This is a genomic window from Nocardioides sp. HB32 (assembly GCF_054058995.1).
Window position 1 is genome coordinate 4,443,255 of sequence record NZ_JBSSBS010000001.1, and the last position, 16,988, is coordinate 4,460,242.

Below are 16,988 nucleotides of genomic sequence, written 5' to 3' on the forward strand. Positions count from 1 at the left end.
TCTCACTGCGTGCTCGAGCATCCGGGCGCGTTCTCCGGCATCTCGTCTAGTAGAACAATTTGTACCAATATCTGTCAACTAGGCTAGTCTGTAATAAATATTTCTCCACTGTCGTGATGCCAGGAGCCCCCATGGACGCCACCACCCGAGTGCCCACCCCCGTGAACGAGCGCGTGCTGGACTACGTTCCCGGGAGCCCCGAGCGCGACGCCCTCGACGCGGCCCTCGCGGATCTCGCGTCGGTGGCGACGGACCTCCCGCACATCGTCGCGGGGCGGCCGCTCGTCGGTGACGGCGAGGCGTTCGAGGTCCGGGCACCGCACGACCACGCCCTGCTGCTCGGCACAGGCCGGAACGCCACCCGCAGCGACGCCGCGGCCGCCGTCGATGCGGCCCGCTCGGCGGCGCCGGCGTGGCGTGCCCTGCCCTTCGACGAGCGCGCCGCGGTCTTCCTGCGCGCGGCCGAGCTGGTGGCCGGGCCGTGGCGGGCCCGGCTGGTCGCGGCCACGATGCTCGGACAGTCGAAGACCAGCCACCAGGCCGAGATCGACGCGGCCTGCGAGCTCATCGACTTCTGGCGCTTCAACGTCCACTTCGCGCGGCAGATCATGGCCGAGCAGCCGATCGCGAACAGCCCCGGCGTGTGGAACCGGACGGACCACCGCCCACTCGAGGGCTTCGTCTACGCGATCACGCCGTTCAACTTCACCGCGATCGCGGGCAACCTGGCCACGGCCCCGGCCCTGATGGGCAACACCGTCGTCTGGAAGCCCTCCCCCACCCAGCAGCTCGCCGCGAGCCTGACGATGCAGATCCTGGCCGAGGCCGGACTGCCGCCCGGGGTCATCAACATGGTCACCGGCGACGGCCTGGCCGTCAGTGACGTGGTGCTCGGCGCTCCGGACCTCGCGGGCATCCACTTCACCGGCTCGACGGCGACGTTCCGCCACCTGTGGCGCGAGGTGGGGGCGCGGATCGACGACTACGACGCGTACCCGCGGCTGGTGGGCGAGACGGGCGGGAAGGACTTCGTGCTCGCTACGCCGTGTGCGGATCCCGTCGCCCTGCGGACGGCGCTGGTGCGCGGCGCCTTCGAGTACCAGGGGCAGAAGTGCTCGGCCGCCTCCCGCGCCTACGTGCCGCGGAGCCTCTGGGCCCAGGTGCGGAGCGATCTGGTCGCGACGACCGACGGTCTCGATGCGGGCGACGTGCGCGACCACACCCAGTTCATGGGAGCGGTGATCGACGCCCGGGCGTTCGCCAAGCACCGTGCGGTGATCGACGACGCCCACGCCGACCAGGGCGTGCAGGTCATCGCCGGCGGCAAGTACGACGACAGCCGGGGCTGGTTCGTCCGCCCGACGGTCCTCGAGATCGAGGACCCGGCCCACCCGGCGTTCTCGACCGAGTACTTCGGTCCGATCCTGGCCGTCCACGTGTACGCCGACGAGGACCTCGACCAGGTGGTCGACCAGCTGGAGTCCGTCTCGGCGTACGCCCTCACCGGCGCCGTCCTCGCCACCGACCGCACCCTGGTGCACCGGCTCTCGGAACGGCTGCGGTTCGCGGCCGGCAACTTCTACGTCAACGACAAGCCCACCGGCGCCGTCGTCGGGCAGCAGCCGTTCGGCGGCGGACGCGCGTCGGGCACCAACGACAAGGCCGGGGCCGCGACCAACCTGCTCCGCTGGACCAGCCCCCGCTCCATCAAGGAGACCTTCGTCCCCGCGACCGAGCACGGCTACCCGCACATGGGTTGAGAGGAACCCACCAGGGGACTCTGTAACAAAAGTTACTCAACCTAGTGAATCTTGGTAAAATCTAATGGTGAGTGAGATCCCGGGCGGCCACGCCTCCGTGCGCAAGCTGCTCATGTCCACCCTCGACGACCTCAGCAACGGCGAACGCAAGGTGGCCCGCGCCCTGATGGCGCAGTACCCCACCGCCGGCCTGACGACGGTCGTCGACCTCGCGGAGATCTCCGGAGTCAGCCCGCCCACGGTGGTCCGCTTCGTGACCCGGCTCGGGTTCACGGGGTTCCCGGCCTTCCAGCGCGCCCTCGTGCACGAGCTGAACGGCGAGCTGGGCTCGCCCCTGAAGCAGTACCCCGAGAAGGGCGGCCCGTCCGCGCTGGGCATCCTCCCCGAGACCCACCAAGCCTTCGCCGAGATGCTGCTGGCGTCCTACTCCGAGCTGCCCGAGTCCGAGTTCAAGAAGGCCGTCAAACTCCTGTGCGACCCGGCGCGGGACATCCGAGTCACCGGCGGCCGGTTCAGCCGCTCGGTGGCGGACTACCTGGTCGCCCACCTGCGTCTGCTGAGGTCCGGGGTCCACGGGGTCGGGGCCGACGACGAGATCGACCGGCGTACGACGGTCGCAGACGCCGGCCCGGGGACCGTGCTGGTGATCTACGACTACCGCCGCTACACCGACCAGAACCTGGTCTTCGCCGAGCGGATGGCGGCGCGCGGCGCCGTCGTCTGCCTGATGACCGACAACTGGCTCTCGCCCATCGCCAAGGTCGCCAAGGTGGTGCTGCCGGCCCGCGTCGACTCGGCGTCGCCGTTCGACTCGCTCGTGGCCTCGATGGCCGTCACCGAGAGCATCGTCGCCGGCGTCGCCGAGCGCCTGGGCACCGCCGGCATCGCCCGGCTCGAGCTCGTCGAGGAAGCCGTCGAGTGACGGCCCGCGCGCCGCTCCCGGCGCGCGAAGACCCGCCGGCCGACGAGGCCGACGGGTCGCGAGCAGTCAGCCTCGCGCGACGCCCTGCGTCGCCCGGTCCAGGGGTTCGCTGACGACCTCGACTCCGCTGTCCGGGCGCTCGCCCGACACCGGGCGACGTCGGAGCAGGCTCAACTCTCGGACCCCCATCAGTCCGAGCGGCGCCTTGATGAGGACGAGCAGGAGCACCGCCGCGAGGATCAGGTCGGCGGTCCCGGCGGGCAGCGCGCTGCCTCCCGTGAACTGGCCGTCCTGGAGCCGGCGGAGCACCTCCTGGAGAGCGCTCACGGCGAGCGCACCGATCACGGCCCCGCTCAGCGACAGGTAGCCGCCGAGCACCACCATCACGATGAAGGCGAAGGTCGCGGAGAGGAAGAACGCGTTGACGTTGAACGACGTCAGGTAGCCGGCGTACAGCGAACCCGCGAGGCCGCAGACGAAGGCGCTGAGGATCCAGGAGAGCGCCCGGTGCCGACCGACCGCGATCCCGGACGCCTGCGCCGCCCAGTAGTCCTCGCGTGAGGCCTGGAGCTGCAGTCCGCTGCGCGAGCGACGGTAGCCCCAGGCCGCCGCGATCGACACGGCTGCGACCGCGAAGGCCAGCCAGATGGTGGTGTTGCGCGGGATGCCGATCATGCTCGACGACCCACGCGTCACGTCGGTCCAGCTGTTCAGGACGTTGTAGACGATGAGCAGCAGGGCGAGGGTCGCGATGCCGGACTGGAGGCCACTGAGTCGCGCCACGATCGGCGAGGTCAGCACGCCGACCGCCGCGGCCGCCAGGCCGCTCACGACGAGGGCGACCAGGAAGCCGGCGTGGACGTCGACCAGCCAGGAGAGCCAGCCGGGCAGGTCCGTGAAGAGCGCGGCCTTCAGGTTCACCGGGATCATGAGGTACGCCGTGGTGTAGGCGCCGACCGCCATGAACGCCACGTGCCCGAAGGACATCACCCCGGAGTTGGCCGAGAAGATCGACAGCCCGGTGACGAACACGACCGAGACGATCGCCAGGGTGGCGACCCGCGCGATGGTGACGTCGCCGCCGACACCGACGAGGACGGCGAGCAGCACGAGCCCGACGAGCAGCACGGGCGTCTCGACGGTGCGGGTGACGGGACCGAGCTTCTTCACGAGACACGCACCTTCGCACCGGAGAGGAGGCCCTGGGGCCGAACGACGAGGACCACGATCAGGGCGGAGAACAGGAACGCGTCGCGGAACGCGATGAGGTCGGTCGGCAACAGGGACTCGAGGAGCGCGGTCGCCGCGCCCAGCAGGAAGCCACCGAGGGCCGCGCCCTTGAGGCTGCTCATGCCGCCCAGCACGGCGCCGACGACGCCGATCAGCATCGGCTGGAGCCCCATGTCCGCCGAGACGGCGCCCTGCCGCGCCACCAGCACGGCCGAGCCGATCGCGGCCAGGACACCAACGGTGACGAACGCGCTCGGGATGACGAGGTTGGCCCGGACGCCCAGGCTCGAGGCCATCTGGAAGTCCTCGGCCGCGGCCCGGAGCTGGATGCCCAGGCTGGTGCGGCCCATCATCCACGCCACCGCGACCAGCATGGCGCCGCACAGGGCCAGGGTGAGCAGGTCCAGCACGCTCACGTCGGCGCCGAGGAGGTCGACCCGGTGGGAGAGGAAGTCCTCGGGCGGCACGCCACGCGTGCGGGGCAGCACCGTCATCCGGGCGAGGCTCTGGATGGCCAGGCTGACCGCGAACGACGCGATCATCAGGGTGACCGGGTCGGCGTTACGCAAGGGGTGGAAGGCGAGCCGCTCGCTCAGGAGGGCCACGACGACCGCGAACACGATCGCCATCAGCAGGGCGACGAACCACGGCTGGTCGCGGAACAGGTACATCGCGAAGGCGCCGGCCATGACGATCTCGCCGTACGCGAAGTTCATCAGGCCGAGGACGCCGAACAGCAGCGCGACGCCGATGGTCAGCAGTGCGTAGAGCGCACCGAGGCCGACCGCGGAGATCAGGAACTCGAGAATCATCGGGCGACACCCACTTCGGCAGCAGAGAAGCCGAGGTACTCGACCACGGCGGGAAGCTTCCCGAGCTCGGCTGCCGAGCCGCTGCCCAGCACCTTCCCGGGAGCCTGGAGCACGTACGAACGGTCCGAGACCTCCAGGGAGCGCACGGCGTTCTGCTCGACGAGCAGGATCGTCATGCCTTCCTGGCGCAGCTGAACCACGACGTCGAAGATCAGGTCGACGATGATCGGCGCCAGCCCGAGGGTGGGCTCGTCGAGCAGCAGGAGCCGGGGCTTCAGGAGCAGTGCCCGGGCAATGGCGAGCTGCTGCTGCTCACCGCCGGAGAGCAGGCTCGCTCCCCTGCTCCAGTACTTGCGGAGCACGGGGAACCGCTCGAGCTCTCGCTCGAGGTCGGCCGCCAGGGCCGACTTGTCCTTGCGGGTGATCCCGCCGAGGCGCAGGTTCTCGCCGACGGTCAGGCTGGCGAAGATGCCACGGTCCTCGGGGACGTGGGAGATGCGGTTGCGCACCGTCGAGAAGGTCCGGTCCGTGACGGACCGGTTGTCGACCGTGATCGTGCCGCCGTGCAGCGGGACCTGGCCCATGACGGCCTTGACCAGCGTGCTCTTCCCCGCGCCGTTCTGGCCGATGAGGGAGACCAGCTCGCCCTCGGCGACGTGCAGGGAGCAGCCCTGCACCGCCATGACGGAGGCGCCGTACTGGATGTAGGCATCATCGATGCGCAGGACCATGTCAGTGTCGCTTCCCGAAGTAGATCTCGATGACGCGGGGATCCTTGCGGACCGTGGCGGGCTCGCCCTCGATCACGGTCCGGCCGCTGTCCAGGACGTGCAGCCGGTCGCAGGTGCCCATCACCACGGACATGTCGTGCTCCACGAGCAGGACCCCGCAGTCACGGCGCCGGGCGAAGCCACGGATGGAGGTGATGAGCTCGACGGCCTCCGCCTCGTTCTGCCCGGCGGCCGGCTCGTCGAGGAGGAGGAACCGGGGGCGGGCGGCGAGCGCCCGGGCGATGGCCGTGGTGCGGATCCGACCGGCGGTCAGGCTGTCCGCGCGAGTGGCGGCCACCTCGCCGAGGCTCAGCTCGTCGATGATCTCGTCGCGCAGCCGCCGAGCGGGACCGCGGCGAGACCCCGCTCCGAGGGCGGCCGCCTCGACGTTCTCCGCCACCGTGAGGCGGCCGAACACGCGGCCGCTCTGGAAGGTGCGTACGACGCCCCGCTGCACCCGCTGCCGCATCGACGAGCGGGTCAGGTCGTGGTCGTCGAGGTGGATCCGCCCGGACGTGGCGCGGAGCATCCCGCTGAGCAGGTTGAGCGTGCTGGTCTTGCCGGAGCCGTTCGGGCCGATCAGCCCCAGCACCTCGCCGCTGCGAACCTCGAGGGTGACCCCGTCGACGGCCTTGACGCCGTCGAAGTGGATCCCCCCGCCGGCCATCCGCAGAACGGATGACCGGCGGGAGAGCTGGGCGGCGTCGGTCATGACGCGCAGGCGTTCTCGTCGCCGATGTCCGGGATGCTGTCGACGCGCTGCTGGTCGACGTACTTCATCGCGCCGTGGTCGACCTCGACCACCGAGAGCGGCATGTCGATGATCTTGTGGCAGGTGTCGGAGAAGTACTGGACGTCGCCGATGGGCGTCGACACCGGACCGGCGTTCTCGAGCGCCGCCTTGATGTCGGCGCCGTCGAGCGAGTCGGCGTCTGCGAGTGCACCGGCGAGCGCCGACACCATGTTGTAGCCGAGGAGGGCGTAGCTCGAGGCCGGCTTGGAGTCGTACTCCGCCTCGTAGTCGGCCACGAACGTGTCCAGGTCGGCGGAGTCGGCACCGGTGCAGTACACGTAGCAGGCGAACCCGGTGTAGTAGACGTCGCTGGCGCCGTCGCCGACGATGTCGAGCAGCACCTGGCCATCGAGCGCGGCCGGGCCGACGACCGGCACGTCCACGCCGGCCTCGCGCAGCTGGCGGATCGCCGTGGCGCCGCCCGGGTTCCAGCTGGCGACGTAGACGAAGTCGGGCTTCGTCGCCAGGCCCTTGATCCGGGCGACCTGGCTGCTGATGTTGACGTTGTCACCGCCCGGGAAGGCGTCATTCCCGACGACGGTGCCGCCGAGCTCCTCGAACTCCGCCTGGAAGTAGCGGCCGGCCGACTTCGTGTACTCGATGCTCTCGTCCTGGAGCAGGTACGCCGAGGTCCAGCCCTGCGCGTCGGCCCAGGCCGCGCCCGTGGCGCCCTCGACATCGCTGCCCGCGTTGGCCGAGAAGACGTAGTCACCCAGGGTCGTGGTGTCGGCCATCTTGGGGTCACCCGCGCAGATCGACACCGACGGGATGGACGCCGCCTGCGCCACCGCCGCGCCCGGGGCGCTCAGGTCGAAGTCACACGGGGTCACCAGCAGGTCGATGCCGTCCGCCACCAGCTCGGTGGCCGCGGTGCCGACCGTGTCGGGGTCGGAGCGGACGTCCTTGACGACGGTCTTGATCTGCTTGCCGTCCACGCCACCGTCGGCGTTGATCTGCTTGATGCGGAGCATGGCAGCGTTGCCGGGTTCCACGTCGAAGGGCGCCATGTTGCCGCTCTGGCTGAGGGCGAACCCGATGGTGATCACGTCGGCGTCACTCGCCGAGCTGTCGGATGCGCTGTCGGAACAGCCGGCAGTGACGACCAGCGAGGCCACGGCGGCTGCCGCGAGGATCGCCTTCCGGCCCGAAAATGGGCGCGCTGAGGAGAGCATCTGTCCTACCTAGGTGTGTGAAGGGGTGGAGAGGTGGGTGGTGCCGTGCGGTGAGCTCAGCTGATCGCAGCTCGGAGGGCGACCCGGACGCACTCGATCGTGGAGGCCACGTCGGCCTCGGTGGTGGAGGCGTTGAGCCGTCGGTCGCCCGTCGGGAAGGCGGGCTCGAGCACGCCCTGGGCGAGCAGGGACGCGTGGTAGCGGCCGTACAGGTGCGGATCCGACTCCATCGCCTCGCGGAAGTTGGTCGGCAGCTCCGGACGGAAGTAGACGCACCACTCGGAGCCGAGCCCGGTCACCGTCGCGGGTGCGCCGGTCTCGTCGATGGCCGCCTGGATGCCGGCCCGCATCTGCGCCCCCCGGGCGTACAGGGTGGTGAAGACGTCGTCGGACTCCATCAGCTCGAGGGTCTTGTTCGCGGCCGCGAGTGCGTACGGCGAGGCGTTGAAGGTGCCGTCGATCGTGGCCTCGTTCTTGCTGTAGGCACCGAGGTGGCCCATCAGCGCGTCCGAGCCCGCGAGGCCCGCGAGCGAGTACCCGTTGGCGACCGCCTTGCCGAAGGCCGTCAGGTCGGGGGTCACGCCGCAGATCGACTGGTAGCCGCCCATGGCCGCCCGGAAGCCGGTCTTGATCTCGTCGAAGACCAGCACGGCTCCGTGTCGCGTGCAGAGATCACGCAGCAGCTCGAGGAAGCCGGGGGCGGCGGGGACGCAGCCGAAGCTGTGCACGTAGCCCTCGGCGAACGCGACGGCCAGCTCGTGGCCGTGCTGCTCGAAGGCGGCACGGAGCCCGGGCTCGTCGTTCCACTCGACCACGACCACGTCGTCGACGACCGCCGGGTGCAGGCCACCGCCGTTCGGGGTGTTCAGGGCCGACGTCGCCGTGAGGTCCTTGCGCGAGCTGCCGACCGCGACGTGGTCGCTCCAGCCGTGGTACGACCCGTGGAACTTGAGGACCTTGAGGCGGCCGGTGGCCGCACGGGCGACGTGGACGGCGTGCATCGTGGCGTCCGTGCCGGACGTGCAGAACGCGACCTTGTCGGCCGACGGCATCACCTCGCAGATCTTCTCCGCCAGCTCGATCTCCCCGGCCTGGGGACCGACGCCGGTGAGGTCGCAGGTGTTGACGGCGGCGAGGACCGCCTCGTTGACGCGGCGGTCGCTGTGCCCGAGCACGATCGGACCCCAGGCGTTGAGGTAGTCGACGTACTGGTTGCCCTCCTGGTCCCAGATGTAGGCGCCCTGGGTGCGCACGAAGACCTGCTGCCAGCCGACCCGGTGACCCGACGACACTCCGCGGGGCACGGACGCCTCGGCCCGCCGCCACGTGGCGGCCTGGTCGAGCTGCTCAGAGACTGTGGACACGGGTCCCTCCTTGGTGGTGGGCGAGCGGGCCGCGCTGGGTCCCGGTCGCGAGGTCGGCCAGCAGGGCGCTGCTCAGCCGCTCGGCCAGCATCACCGCCGGCAGGTGGGTGTTGGCGGCGGGGACCTCGGGCATGACGGAGCAGTCGATCACCCGCACCCGGTCCAGGCCGTGGACCCGGCCGCGCTGGTCGACCACCGCTCCCGGGTCGTCGAACGACCCCATCCGGGCCGTGCCGACCGCGTGGAAGTAGTCACCGACCGATCCGGCGAGCCAGCGCTCGTAGGTGTCGGGGTCGTCCAGCGCCGAGACGGGCGTCCCGTCGGCGTCGATGAACGCCTCCTCGACGATCTCCCGGAAGGCCTCGGTCTCGAGCAGGCGTACGGCGTGCCCGATGGCCTCGCGCATCACGGCGCGGTCGCGCTCGGTCGTGAGCATCCGCTCGGCGATCACGGGCGGTCCGGTCGGCCGCTCGGGATCGAGCCGCACCTCGCCCGTGGAGGTCACCGTCATCACAGCCGCCATCACGACGGCGTGGTGCTGGGGCGAGCTCACCGACAGCGCCCCCTGCATCGGGAGGATGTGGATGTCGCCCTCCGCGACCTGCGATGAGAGCCGCAGCACCGCGTTGATGCAGGACTCCCCGGCACGCACGTCCTGGTGACCGGGCTTGAGCGCCAGCATGATCGAGGCCGCCGGGTGGTCCTGCAGCCCCTTGCCGACACCGGGGCGGTCGCAGCCGCTGCGGAGCAGGATCGCCGGCGTCTCGATCGTGCCGGCGCTCAGCACGACCTGGTCGGCGTGGAGCAGGGAGCCGTCCGTGAGCAGCACGCCGGTGACGTCGCCGTCCTCGACCAGCAGCCGGTCGACCCGGGCGTCCGTGCGGACGAGCAGGTTGTCGCGGTCGCGGGCCGGGGCGAGGTAGGTCTCCAGGCTCGAGCGCCGTCCGGTGCGGTCCGCGTGGCGCCAGAGGGTGCCGGCGCCGTCCTGCGGGGTGTGGGTGTCGACGTCGCTCGGCAGCCCGAGCTCCGCCGCGGCACTCACCAGCGCACGGTCCGTCGGCGTGTAGCCCGCTGGCGGGGTGGCGACCAGGTCGCGCTTCAGGGCGCGGAACGTGCCCTCGACGGCCGACCACGACCAGTCGTCGAGCCCGTAGACCTCGGCCCACCGGTCGTAGTCGCGCGGCAGCCCGGGTAGTGCCAGCATCGCGTTGACGGAGCCGGACCCGCCGAGACCGCGCCCGCGGTGGTACTGCCGCGGCGCGTCGGTGGCGAGCCGGGTCGCGAGCAGGTCCGGGTCGAACGCCGCGGTCGCGCCCATGGCGTCGATCCAGTTGGCCGATGCCAGCCGGGTGCCGACGTCCGTGCCGGCGTGGTCGGGCCCGCCTTCGAGCAGGACCACCTCGTGGCCGTGGTGCTGGCTGAGCCGCGCGGCCACGACGCAGCCGGCGCTGCCCGCGCCCACGACGATGATGCGTGCCATCAGTTGCTCCGGTTCTGTTCGTTCGCTCAGCTGGCCGGGGGGACGAGGAAGTGCGGGTTGAGGAACATCAGGTCGTCGCGGGACACGTCCGAGAGCCTGCTGTGCCCGATGCCGAACATCGTCTCCTCGATCCCGCGGCGCAGGATCTGGAGGACCTCGTGGACGCCCTCCTCGCCGGACACGGCGAGCCCGTAGAGGAAGGCACGCCCGACGAACACCGCCTTGGCGCCGAGCGCCACGGCCTTGACAACGTCCGAACCGCGACGGATCCCGCCGTCGACCATGACGTCGACCTGGTCGCCCACGGCCTCGACGACGTACGGCAGGTAGCGCAGCGGCGAGGGGCTGCCGTCGATGTTGTTGCCGCCGTGGTTGGAGAGCGAGATGGCGTCGGCGCCGAGGTCGACCGACATCTTGGCGTCCTTGATGGTGTTGACGCCCTTGACCATGAACGGGCCGCCCCACAGCTCGCGCAACCACTTGACGTCTGCCCAGGTCGGCGGCGGGGTGTTCTCGAACTCCGACCACGCCTTGCCGAAGTACGGCACCGTGCCGTCGGCCTCGAAAAGGTTGGGGACCTTCAGCTCCGGGATCCGGCCACGGCGGAGGTAGCTGGCGAACCACAGGGGCCGCGACAGCGCCTCGGGAGCCAGGTTCGCCATCGTCCGCAGCCCCATGTCGCTGGGAGGAGCGGGCGGGACGCCCCAGTCGCGGCGCGGGGTGTGCGACCAGTCGAGGGTGACGATGAGGGCCTTCGCGCCGGCGGCGCGCGCCGCCTCGACGCGAGCCTCGATCTGCGGCTTCGTGCCGACCCAGTAGAGCTGGAAGAGCGTCTTGTCGTTCGCCCGGGTCACGTCGGCGACCGCGTCCGACGCCCACGAGCTCAGCCCCATCGCCGTCCCGGCGCGGGCCGCGGCCCGGGCCACGCCGACCTCGCCGTCCGGGTGGATCGCCTGGGCGCCGACCGGGGAGACCAGCACCGGGAAGTCCACCTCGAGGCCCAGGATGCTGGTCCGCGTGTCGAACGTGGTGGGCCGGTCGAAGATGGTGGGTGAGAACCCCAGCTCGTTGAACGCCCGCAGGTTCTCGTCGAGCGTCCAGCCCTGCTCGTTGCCGGCCTTGACGGCCAGCCACACGGCACGGGGCAGCCGACGCTTGGCCAGGCGCTCGGCCTCGGCCAGGTTCCTGAAGCGGACCTTGGTGCTCATCGGGTTCCTTCCACTGGGCGACGACCCTCACGGTAGGATGAAATATCTCTTACGGCAATGGCAATCGACGAACTTTCTGTAACGCGGATGCCAGACACGGCCACCGCGGCTTCGACCCCGAAGTTCGAAACCAATATTTCAGACCGTCGCGCTTGACGCATTTTTGAAATGGATATATCAATCTGGTTGTGTGTTCGACGCCGTGACACCACGCCATCCTGACCGGCTGGCTCGTCGAGCTCCGTGGCGCCCAGCGATCCGAGAAGGTGGAGCATGACCCCCGACCCCACAGTGTTCGTCGCCACCAGTGACCTCGCGGGCCAGATGCGCGGTCGCTCCGTCCCCGCGAGCGCCCTCGACTCCGTGCTGCGGCGTGGCGTCGGGTGGGTGCCGGCGGACCTGGCGATCACGGCGTTCGGCGCCATCGCGGCCAACGTCTTCGGCTCGACCGGCGACCTGCGACTGATGCCGGACGCCGCGACGCAGGTCGAGATCCCCGCCCACAAGGACGACCCGAAAGTGACCGTCGTCCTGGCGGACCAGACGCTCCCCGACGGCACACCGTGGGCGTGCTGCCCGCGCACGTTCGCTCGTACGGCGCTCGAGGACCTGCGTGCGGCCACGGGTCTGGACGTTGTCGCCTCCTTCGAGCACGAGTTCATGGTGGCGGGTCTGCCCAAGACAGGCCCGTTCTCGTTCGAGCGGCACCGCAGCATCGAGCCCTTCGGCTCCGAGCTGGTCGCGCTCCTCGAGGGCGCCGGCCTGGAGCCTGAGAACTGGCTCCCCGAGTTCGGGGCCGACCAGTTCGAGATCACCCTCCAGCCTGCCCCCGGCCTCGTCGCTGCCGACCGCGCCGTGCTGGTCAAGGAGCTGGTGCGCGACCTCGCCCGGCGCCACGGACGGCGCGTCACCTTCGCTCCCCTGCTCCACCCCGACGGGAGCGGCAACGGCGTCCACGTGCACCTCTCGCTGCGCGACAGCACCGGCGCTCCGGTGCTGTACGACCCCACCCGACCCGCGGGGCTCTCCGCACTCGGGCACCGCTTCGCGGCCGGCGTCCTGGCCCACGCGCCCGCCCTCCTCGGACTCACGGCGCCCAGCCCCGCCTCCTACCTGCGCCTGACGCCGCACCGCTGGAGCGCGGGCGGGATCTTCCTCGCCGAGCGCAACCGCGAGGCGCTCCTCCGCATCTGTCCCACCAGCACGGTCGGCGGCGGCGACACCGCCGGGCAGTACAACCTCGAGTTCCGTCCCTCCGACGCCACCGCCAACCCGTGGCTCACCCTCGGGGTGCTCGTGCGCGCCGGTCTGGCGGGTCTCACCGGGGAGTACGACGAGCCCACGATCTGGCCGGAGACGGTCACCGAGCCGGAGCTGGCGGGGGTCCCCACCCTGCCCTCCGGCCTGGGTGAGGCGCTCGACAATCTCGCCGCCGACCCCGTCGTCGCCCGCTGGTTCGACCCCGACCTGCTCGCCACCCACCTCGCCGTGAAGCGTGCCGAGCTGGCCGCGGTGGCGGGCCTCGACGACGTCCAGCTCTGCGCCAAGATGGCCGATGTCTACTGAGATCGCGGAGGCGGTCGCCGCCCTGACGCTGGTCGACCACCACGTGCACACCTGCTCGACGGCCGCACCGAGCCTGGCCGGCTTCGGCGACCTGCTCACCGAGTCCGACCGGCCACCCGCTCGCGGGACGTCGCGCTTCGACTCGCAGGTGGGTTTCGCCGTACGTCGTCACTGCGCGCCGCTCCTCGGCCTCTCGCCCCATGCCGACATCGAGGAGTACTGGCATGCCCGCCAGCTCCTTGCTCCTGCCGAGCTCGACCGACGGCTCCTGGGTTCCGCCGGCGTGGACCGGTGGCTGGTCGACACGGGCTTCAAGGGCGACGAGATCCTGGACCTCCCCACGTTCGCCTCCCGGGTGCCCGACGCCAGGGTCCAGGAGATCGTCCGGCTCGAGACCCTGCTCGAGGACGTCGTCGTGAGCGCCGAGGCGACAACCCTGGAGGAGCGCTTCCGGGTCGCGCTCGACCGGGCGAGTGCCGGCGCGGCGGGGCTGAAGTCCGTGATCGCCTACCGGTACGGCTTCGACTTCGACCCGCAGCGACCGTCGGCCGGCGAGGTCCGCGCCGCCGCTGCGGAGTGGCTGGCCGAGCTCGAGGGCGGCGCGACGCCGCGAGTCACCGACCCCGTGCTGCTGCGGATGGCCCTCTGGGCCGGTGTCGAGACCGGGCTGCCCGTGCAGCTGCACGCCGGTTACGGCGACCCGGACCTCGACCTGCGGCGGTGCGACCCGCTCCTGCTCGCCGCCTGGATCAAGCTCGTCGAGCCGCTGGGCACCGAGGTCGTGCTGCTGCACTGCTACCCCTTCCACCGCCAGGCGGGCTATCTGGCGCAGGCGTTCCCCCACGTCTACTTCGACGTCGGCCTCGCCGTGAACTACACCGGCGCGGCCTCCGCGGCCGTGATCGCCGAGTCGCTCGAGCTCGCGCCGTTCGGCAAGGTCCTCTACTCCTCCGACGCGTGGGGCCCGCCCGAGCTCCACCTCCTCGGCTCCCTGCTGTGGCGCCGGGGCATGACCCGCGCGCTCTCGGGCTGGGTCGACGAGGGCGAGTGGTCCGTCGCGGACGCCATCCGGGTCGCGACCATGGTCGGTCGCACCAATGCCGAGCACCTCTACGGGAGCGACCATGGCTGACCCCACCGTGTGGGACCTGCTCGAGCGACACCTGGGACGGGCCGCCGAGCTGCGGCGGCTGCTGCACAGCGAGCCCGACCTCTCCGGCGATGAGTCGATGACCCGGGACCGGGTGCTCCAGGCGCTGCCGGGCAACCAGACGCCGACCAAGGTCGCCGAGACCGGCGCCGTCCTCCGGCTGGGCGGACCCGGCCGGAGCATCGGCATCCGGGGCGAGATGGACGCGCTCCCGGTGGGTGAGCGGACCGGCGTCGCCTGGGCCTCGCGGCACGAGGGCACCATGCACGCCTGCGGCCACGACCTCCACCTCGCCGCGCTGGTGGCCGTCGCCTGGGCGGTCCACGAGGCGGGCGGCACGGTCCCCCTGCTCGTCGTGCTCCAGCCCCGGGAGGAGACCTACCCGTCGGGCGCCAAGGACATCGCAGAGCACGGGATCCTCCAGGCCGAGGAGTGCGCGGCGATGATCGGCGCCCACATCCAGCCCTCGCTGCCGCCGGGTGTCGTCGCATGCGTGCCGGGCGGGGTGAACGCGTCGTCGGACGAGTTCGAGATCCGCGTGCACGGAGCGTCCGGCCACGCGGCTTACCCCCACCTGAGCTGCGACCCGCTGCTCGCCCTCTCCGAGATCGTGGTGGCTCTCCAGAGCGTCGTCAGCCGCTCCGTGGACCCGATGTCGGCGGCCGTCGTCGGGGTCTCGTCGTTCTCGTCGGGCCAGGCCGCGAACGTGATCCCGGGCCTGGCGCGGGCGACGGGCACCATCCGGGCGCTGGGCCCCGACACCCGCACCCTGCTGCGGAACCGCATCGTCACGGTCGCGCAGCACGTCGCCCGGGCGCACGGGTGCGAGGCGGAGGTGACGATCACCGACGGCGAGCCCGTGCTCGAGAACGATCCGGAGCTCGTGCGCGCCATCTCCGCGCACCTCACCGACCAGGGGATGGGCCTCTCGACCACCCTGCGGTCGCTGGGCTCCGACGACTTCTCCTTCTTCTCCGAGCGGATGCCCTCCGCGATGATGTTCGTGGGCAGCGAGACCAACGAGCCGCTGCACTCCCCGTCGTTCCTCCCGACCGACGGGGACCTGCATCTGACTGCCCGCGCCATGCTCGCGGGCTACCTCGGGGCCGCCGACCTGCTCATCGGCTTGGGTCACTGAGCCCCGGGCGCGGGCCATCTCGACCACGATCCCCACGTTGTCTACGCGGCCCCGGAGCGCGGCGAAGCGGTCGACCTCACCCTGCACCGCAGAGAGGCAACCGGTCACCCGGGTGGCGTTTCTCCTGGTCGTCACACATGTGACAACACGGCTCGCGACGGACCCCAATCCACTCGGCGCGGAGATGTTCGCACCGGCCAAAGTCGCAAGGGAAGTGCAGCGGGGAGCCCGCCGATCCGCGCTGCGCTGAGGCTCAGGTGACCGGCGGGCCTCGCACCCCCGCCGGTGGTCGTGACGCCACCAGTACAAGTACCGAGTAGCCCGGGCGGCTCCCTTCTGTTTTCAACCGGTCGCTGTGAGCGTCCCCTTCCGGCCGCCTATGGCGGGCGTAGCGTCGTCGTCGTGGGTCGGGGGAAGTGGCTGATCCGACGTGCGATGTGCGGGTGGGAGTCGGCCGCGCTGGGTTCTTGAAACGCCCCGCAGTGCCCTCCGGGGCCCGTGTCAGAGAAATCGGCCGGCCGCCAGTTGCGTGTCGGCGACCAGTTTCTCGGTAGACGGCATCGGAGATCCTGCGCTTGAGGCAGCGCATGGCTTCGCGTAGATCTCGCCGTACGCGCCGATCGAGGTCCGCGGGTGGCCGCCGCTCACGGCGCGCTCCGGCGCGGGTGGCGCTCTTGGTCGGCGTCCTCGAGACCGGCGAGCCAGGCCTCGACCTCGCTGATCCGGAACCGGAGCTCCCGGCCGACCCGGAACCCGCGCGGTCCGCGGCCCTGGCTGCGCAAGTCGTAGATCGCCTGGACGCTCACCCCGAGGTCAGCGGCCAGCCCCGAGATCGTCAGCACGGCTTCGAGGGCGGAGGGGTGTGCGTTGGTGGTCTCCATGACCCTCAGGTGCGCGGGCCGCGCCGAGAGCAGCCGAGGCCACGCCGTGTGGCGCCGAGACGCCAGGGTGTGAATGGCTGAAGTGCCGAGTTTGTGCCGACTTTTCACTCCGTCTCCTCGGGGAGGAGCCTGGAGTTACCGCCTGACCTGCAGGTTTTGGTGGAGCTGAGGGGATTCGAACCCCTGACCTTCTCATTGCGAACGAGACGCGCTACCAACTGCGCCACAGCCCCAGGATGTTGCGGAGCGCAACGTTAGCACCAGCCCCACGGGTGTTCCGAATCGACCCGTCAGGCCACCAGGACGTCCTCGAGACGCTCCAGGGCGATGCGCGCGTAGGGCCGCCACATGCGGGCGAACACCGGCATCGCGAGGGCGCCGAGGCGGCCCCGGGGGTGCACGGTCCACGCCCAGGTGACGCGGACTCCGGTGCCGGCGGGGTCGAAGGTGAAGCGGCCGTCGATGGCGGTGGCGAGCCCCTTCATCGGGCCGGTGATGTCGGTGAGTCGGTAGCCGAACGCGTGCGGTCGGTCCACGTCGGTGAGGGTCTCCAGGATCGTGCCGCCGTCACCGAGCACGATGGTGCGGGCCTGGCCGGCCGTGTCCCACGAGGCCTGGTCCCGGACCGCGGTGACGGGCGGGATCGCGGCGTACCGGTGCGCGAAGAGGTACGGCAGCGGCAGGGGCAGCACGATGTCGAACGAACGTGCGACCCCCGCGGGGTAGGTGCGGGAGGCTGCGA

Annotated in this window: 15 protein-coding genes and 1 tRNA gene; 5 read left to right on the plus strand and 11 right to left on the minus strand. The window is 71.0% G+C overall.

The window, feature by feature from the left end:
• The first annotated feature begins 131 nt into the window (after window positions 1–131).
• Both pruA and ACVW2K_RS22300 read left to right on the plus strand, forming a co-directional pair.
• A complete protein-coding gene (gene pruA / locus ACVW2K_RS22295) occupies window positions 132–1,760 on the plus strand; it encodes an L-glutamate gamma-semialdehyde dehydrogenase (protein ID WP_457204023.1) in 1,629 nt (542 codons plus the stop codon).
• Window positions 1,761–1,827: 67 nt separating this feature from the next.
• A complete protein-coding gene (locus tag ACVW2K_RS22300; protein ID WP_197025307.1) occupies window positions 1,828–2,682 on the plus strand; it encodes a MurR/RpiR family transcriptional regulator in 855 nt (284 codons plus the stop codon).
• A 66-nt stretch (window positions 2,683–2,748) separates the two neighbouring features.
• Here the strand turns inward: ACVW2K_RS22300 and ACVW2K_RS22305 are convergent, their stop codons facing one another.
• The 8 genes from ACVW2K_RS22305 to mftD are packed head-to-tail and all read right to left on the minus strand — an operon-like array spanning window position 2,749 to window position 11,511.
• Window positions 2,749–3,852, minus strand: a complete 1,104-nt coding sequence (locus ACVW2K_RS22305; protein ID WP_457204024.1) for a branched-chain amino acid ABC transporter permease — start codon at window positions 3,850–3,852, stop codon at window positions 2,749–2,751.
• Window positions 3,849–4,724, minus strand: a complete 876-nt coding sequence (locus ACVW2K_RS22310; RefSeq protein WP_028637383.1) for a branched-chain amino acid ABC transporter permease — start codon at window positions 4,722–4,724, stop codon at window positions 3,849–3,851. Before ACVW2K_RS22310 ends, ACVW2K_RS22305 begins: the two co-directional genes overlap by 4 nt.
• Window positions 4,721–5,455, minus strand: coding sequence for an ABC transporter ATP-binding protein (locus tag ACVW2K_RS22315; protein ID WP_028637382.1), 735 nt, complete (start codon window positions 5,453–5,455; stop codon window positions 4,721–4,723). The genes ACVW2K_RS22310 and ACVW2K_RS22315 overlap by 4 nt, the downstream gene beginning before the upstream one ends.
• Window position 5,456: 1 nt before the next feature.
• Complete coding sequence (locus ACVW2K_RS22320; RefSeq protein WP_051549186.1) at window positions 5,457–6,206, minus strand: ABC transporter ATP-binding protein; 750 nt, start codon at window positions 6,204–6,206, stop codon at window positions 5,457–5,459.
• Window positions 6,203–7,459, minus strand: coding sequence for an ABC transporter substrate-binding protein (locus tag ACVW2K_RS22325; RefSeq protein WP_028637380.1), 1,257 nt, complete (start codon window positions 7,457–7,459; stop codon window positions 6,203–6,205). Before ACVW2K_RS22325 ends, ACVW2K_RS22320 begins: the two co-directional genes overlap by 4 nt.
• Before the next feature lie 56 nt (window positions 7,460–7,515).
• Window positions 7,516–8,823: an aspartate aminotransferase family protein gene (locus tag ACVW2K_RS22330; protein WP_457204025.1), complete on the minus strand. Its 1,308-nt coding sequence runs from the start codon at window positions 8,821–8,823 to the stop codon at window positions 7,516–7,518.
• Window positions 8,807–10,303, minus strand: a complete 1,497-nt coding sequence (locus tag ACVW2K_RS22335) for a GMC family oxidoreductase (protein WP_457204026.1) — start codon at window positions 10,301–10,303, stop codon at window positions 8,807–8,809. The genes ACVW2K_RS22330 and ACVW2K_RS22335 overlap by 17 nt, the downstream gene beginning before the upstream one ends.
• 26 nt (window positions 10,304–10,329) lie before the next feature.
• Complete coding sequence (gene mftD / locus ACVW2K_RS22340; RefSeq protein WP_028637377.1) at window positions 10,330–11,511, minus strand: pre-mycofactocin synthase MftD; 1,182 nt, start codon at window positions 11,509–11,511, stop codon at window positions 10,330–10,332.
• 273 nt (window positions 11,512–11,784) lie between these two features.
• On the opposite strand from mftD, the gene ACVW2K_RS22345 reads away from it, so the two are divergent.
• The 3 genes from ACVW2K_RS22345 to ACVW2K_RS22355 are packed head-to-tail and all read left to right on the plus strand — an operon-like array spanning window position 11,785 to window position 15,365.
• Window positions 11,785–13,077: a glutamine synthetase family protein gene (locus ACVW2K_RS22345; RefSeq protein ID WP_457204027.1), complete on the plus strand. Its 1,293-nt coding sequence runs from the start codon at window positions 11,785–11,787 to the stop codon at window positions 13,075–13,077.
• Window positions 13,067–14,209 (plus strand): amidohydrolase family protein, encoded by a 1,143-nt coding sequence (locus ACVW2K_RS22350; protein ID WP_457204028.1) that lies wholly within the window; start codon window positions 13,067–13,069, stop codon window positions 14,207–14,209. The genes ACVW2K_RS22345 and ACVW2K_RS22350 overlap by 11 nt, the downstream gene beginning before the upstream one ends.
• Window positions 14,202–15,365, plus strand: a complete 1,164-nt coding sequence (locus tag ACVW2K_RS22355) for a M20 metallopeptidase family protein (RefSeq protein ID WP_028637374.1) — start codon at window positions 14,202–14,204, stop codon at window positions 15,363–15,365. The genes ACVW2K_RS22350 and ACVW2K_RS22355 overlap by 8 nt, the downstream gene beginning before the upstream one ends.
• Before the next feature lie 644 nt (window positions 15,366–16,009).
• Here ACVW2K_RS22355 and ACVW2K_RS22360 read toward each other — a convergent pair.
• The 3 genes from ACVW2K_RS22360 to ACVW2K_RS22370 form a co-directional block, all read right to left on the minus strand.
• Window positions 16,010–16,246, minus strand: coding sequence for a helix-turn-helix transcriptional regulator (locus ACVW2K_RS22360; RefSeq protein ID WP_457204029.1), 237 nt, complete (start codon window positions 16,244–16,246; stop codon window positions 16,010–16,012).
• Window positions 16,247–16,403: 157 nt separating this feature from the next.
• Window positions 16,404–16,479 (minus strand) — tRNA-Ala (locus tag ACVW2K_RS22365).
• A 57-nt stretch (window positions 16,480–16,536) separates the two neighbouring features.
• On the minus strand, window positions 16,537–16,988 hold a 452-nt coding region (locus ACVW2K_RS22370; protein WP_457204030.1), incomplete at its 5' end, for an SRPBCC family protein.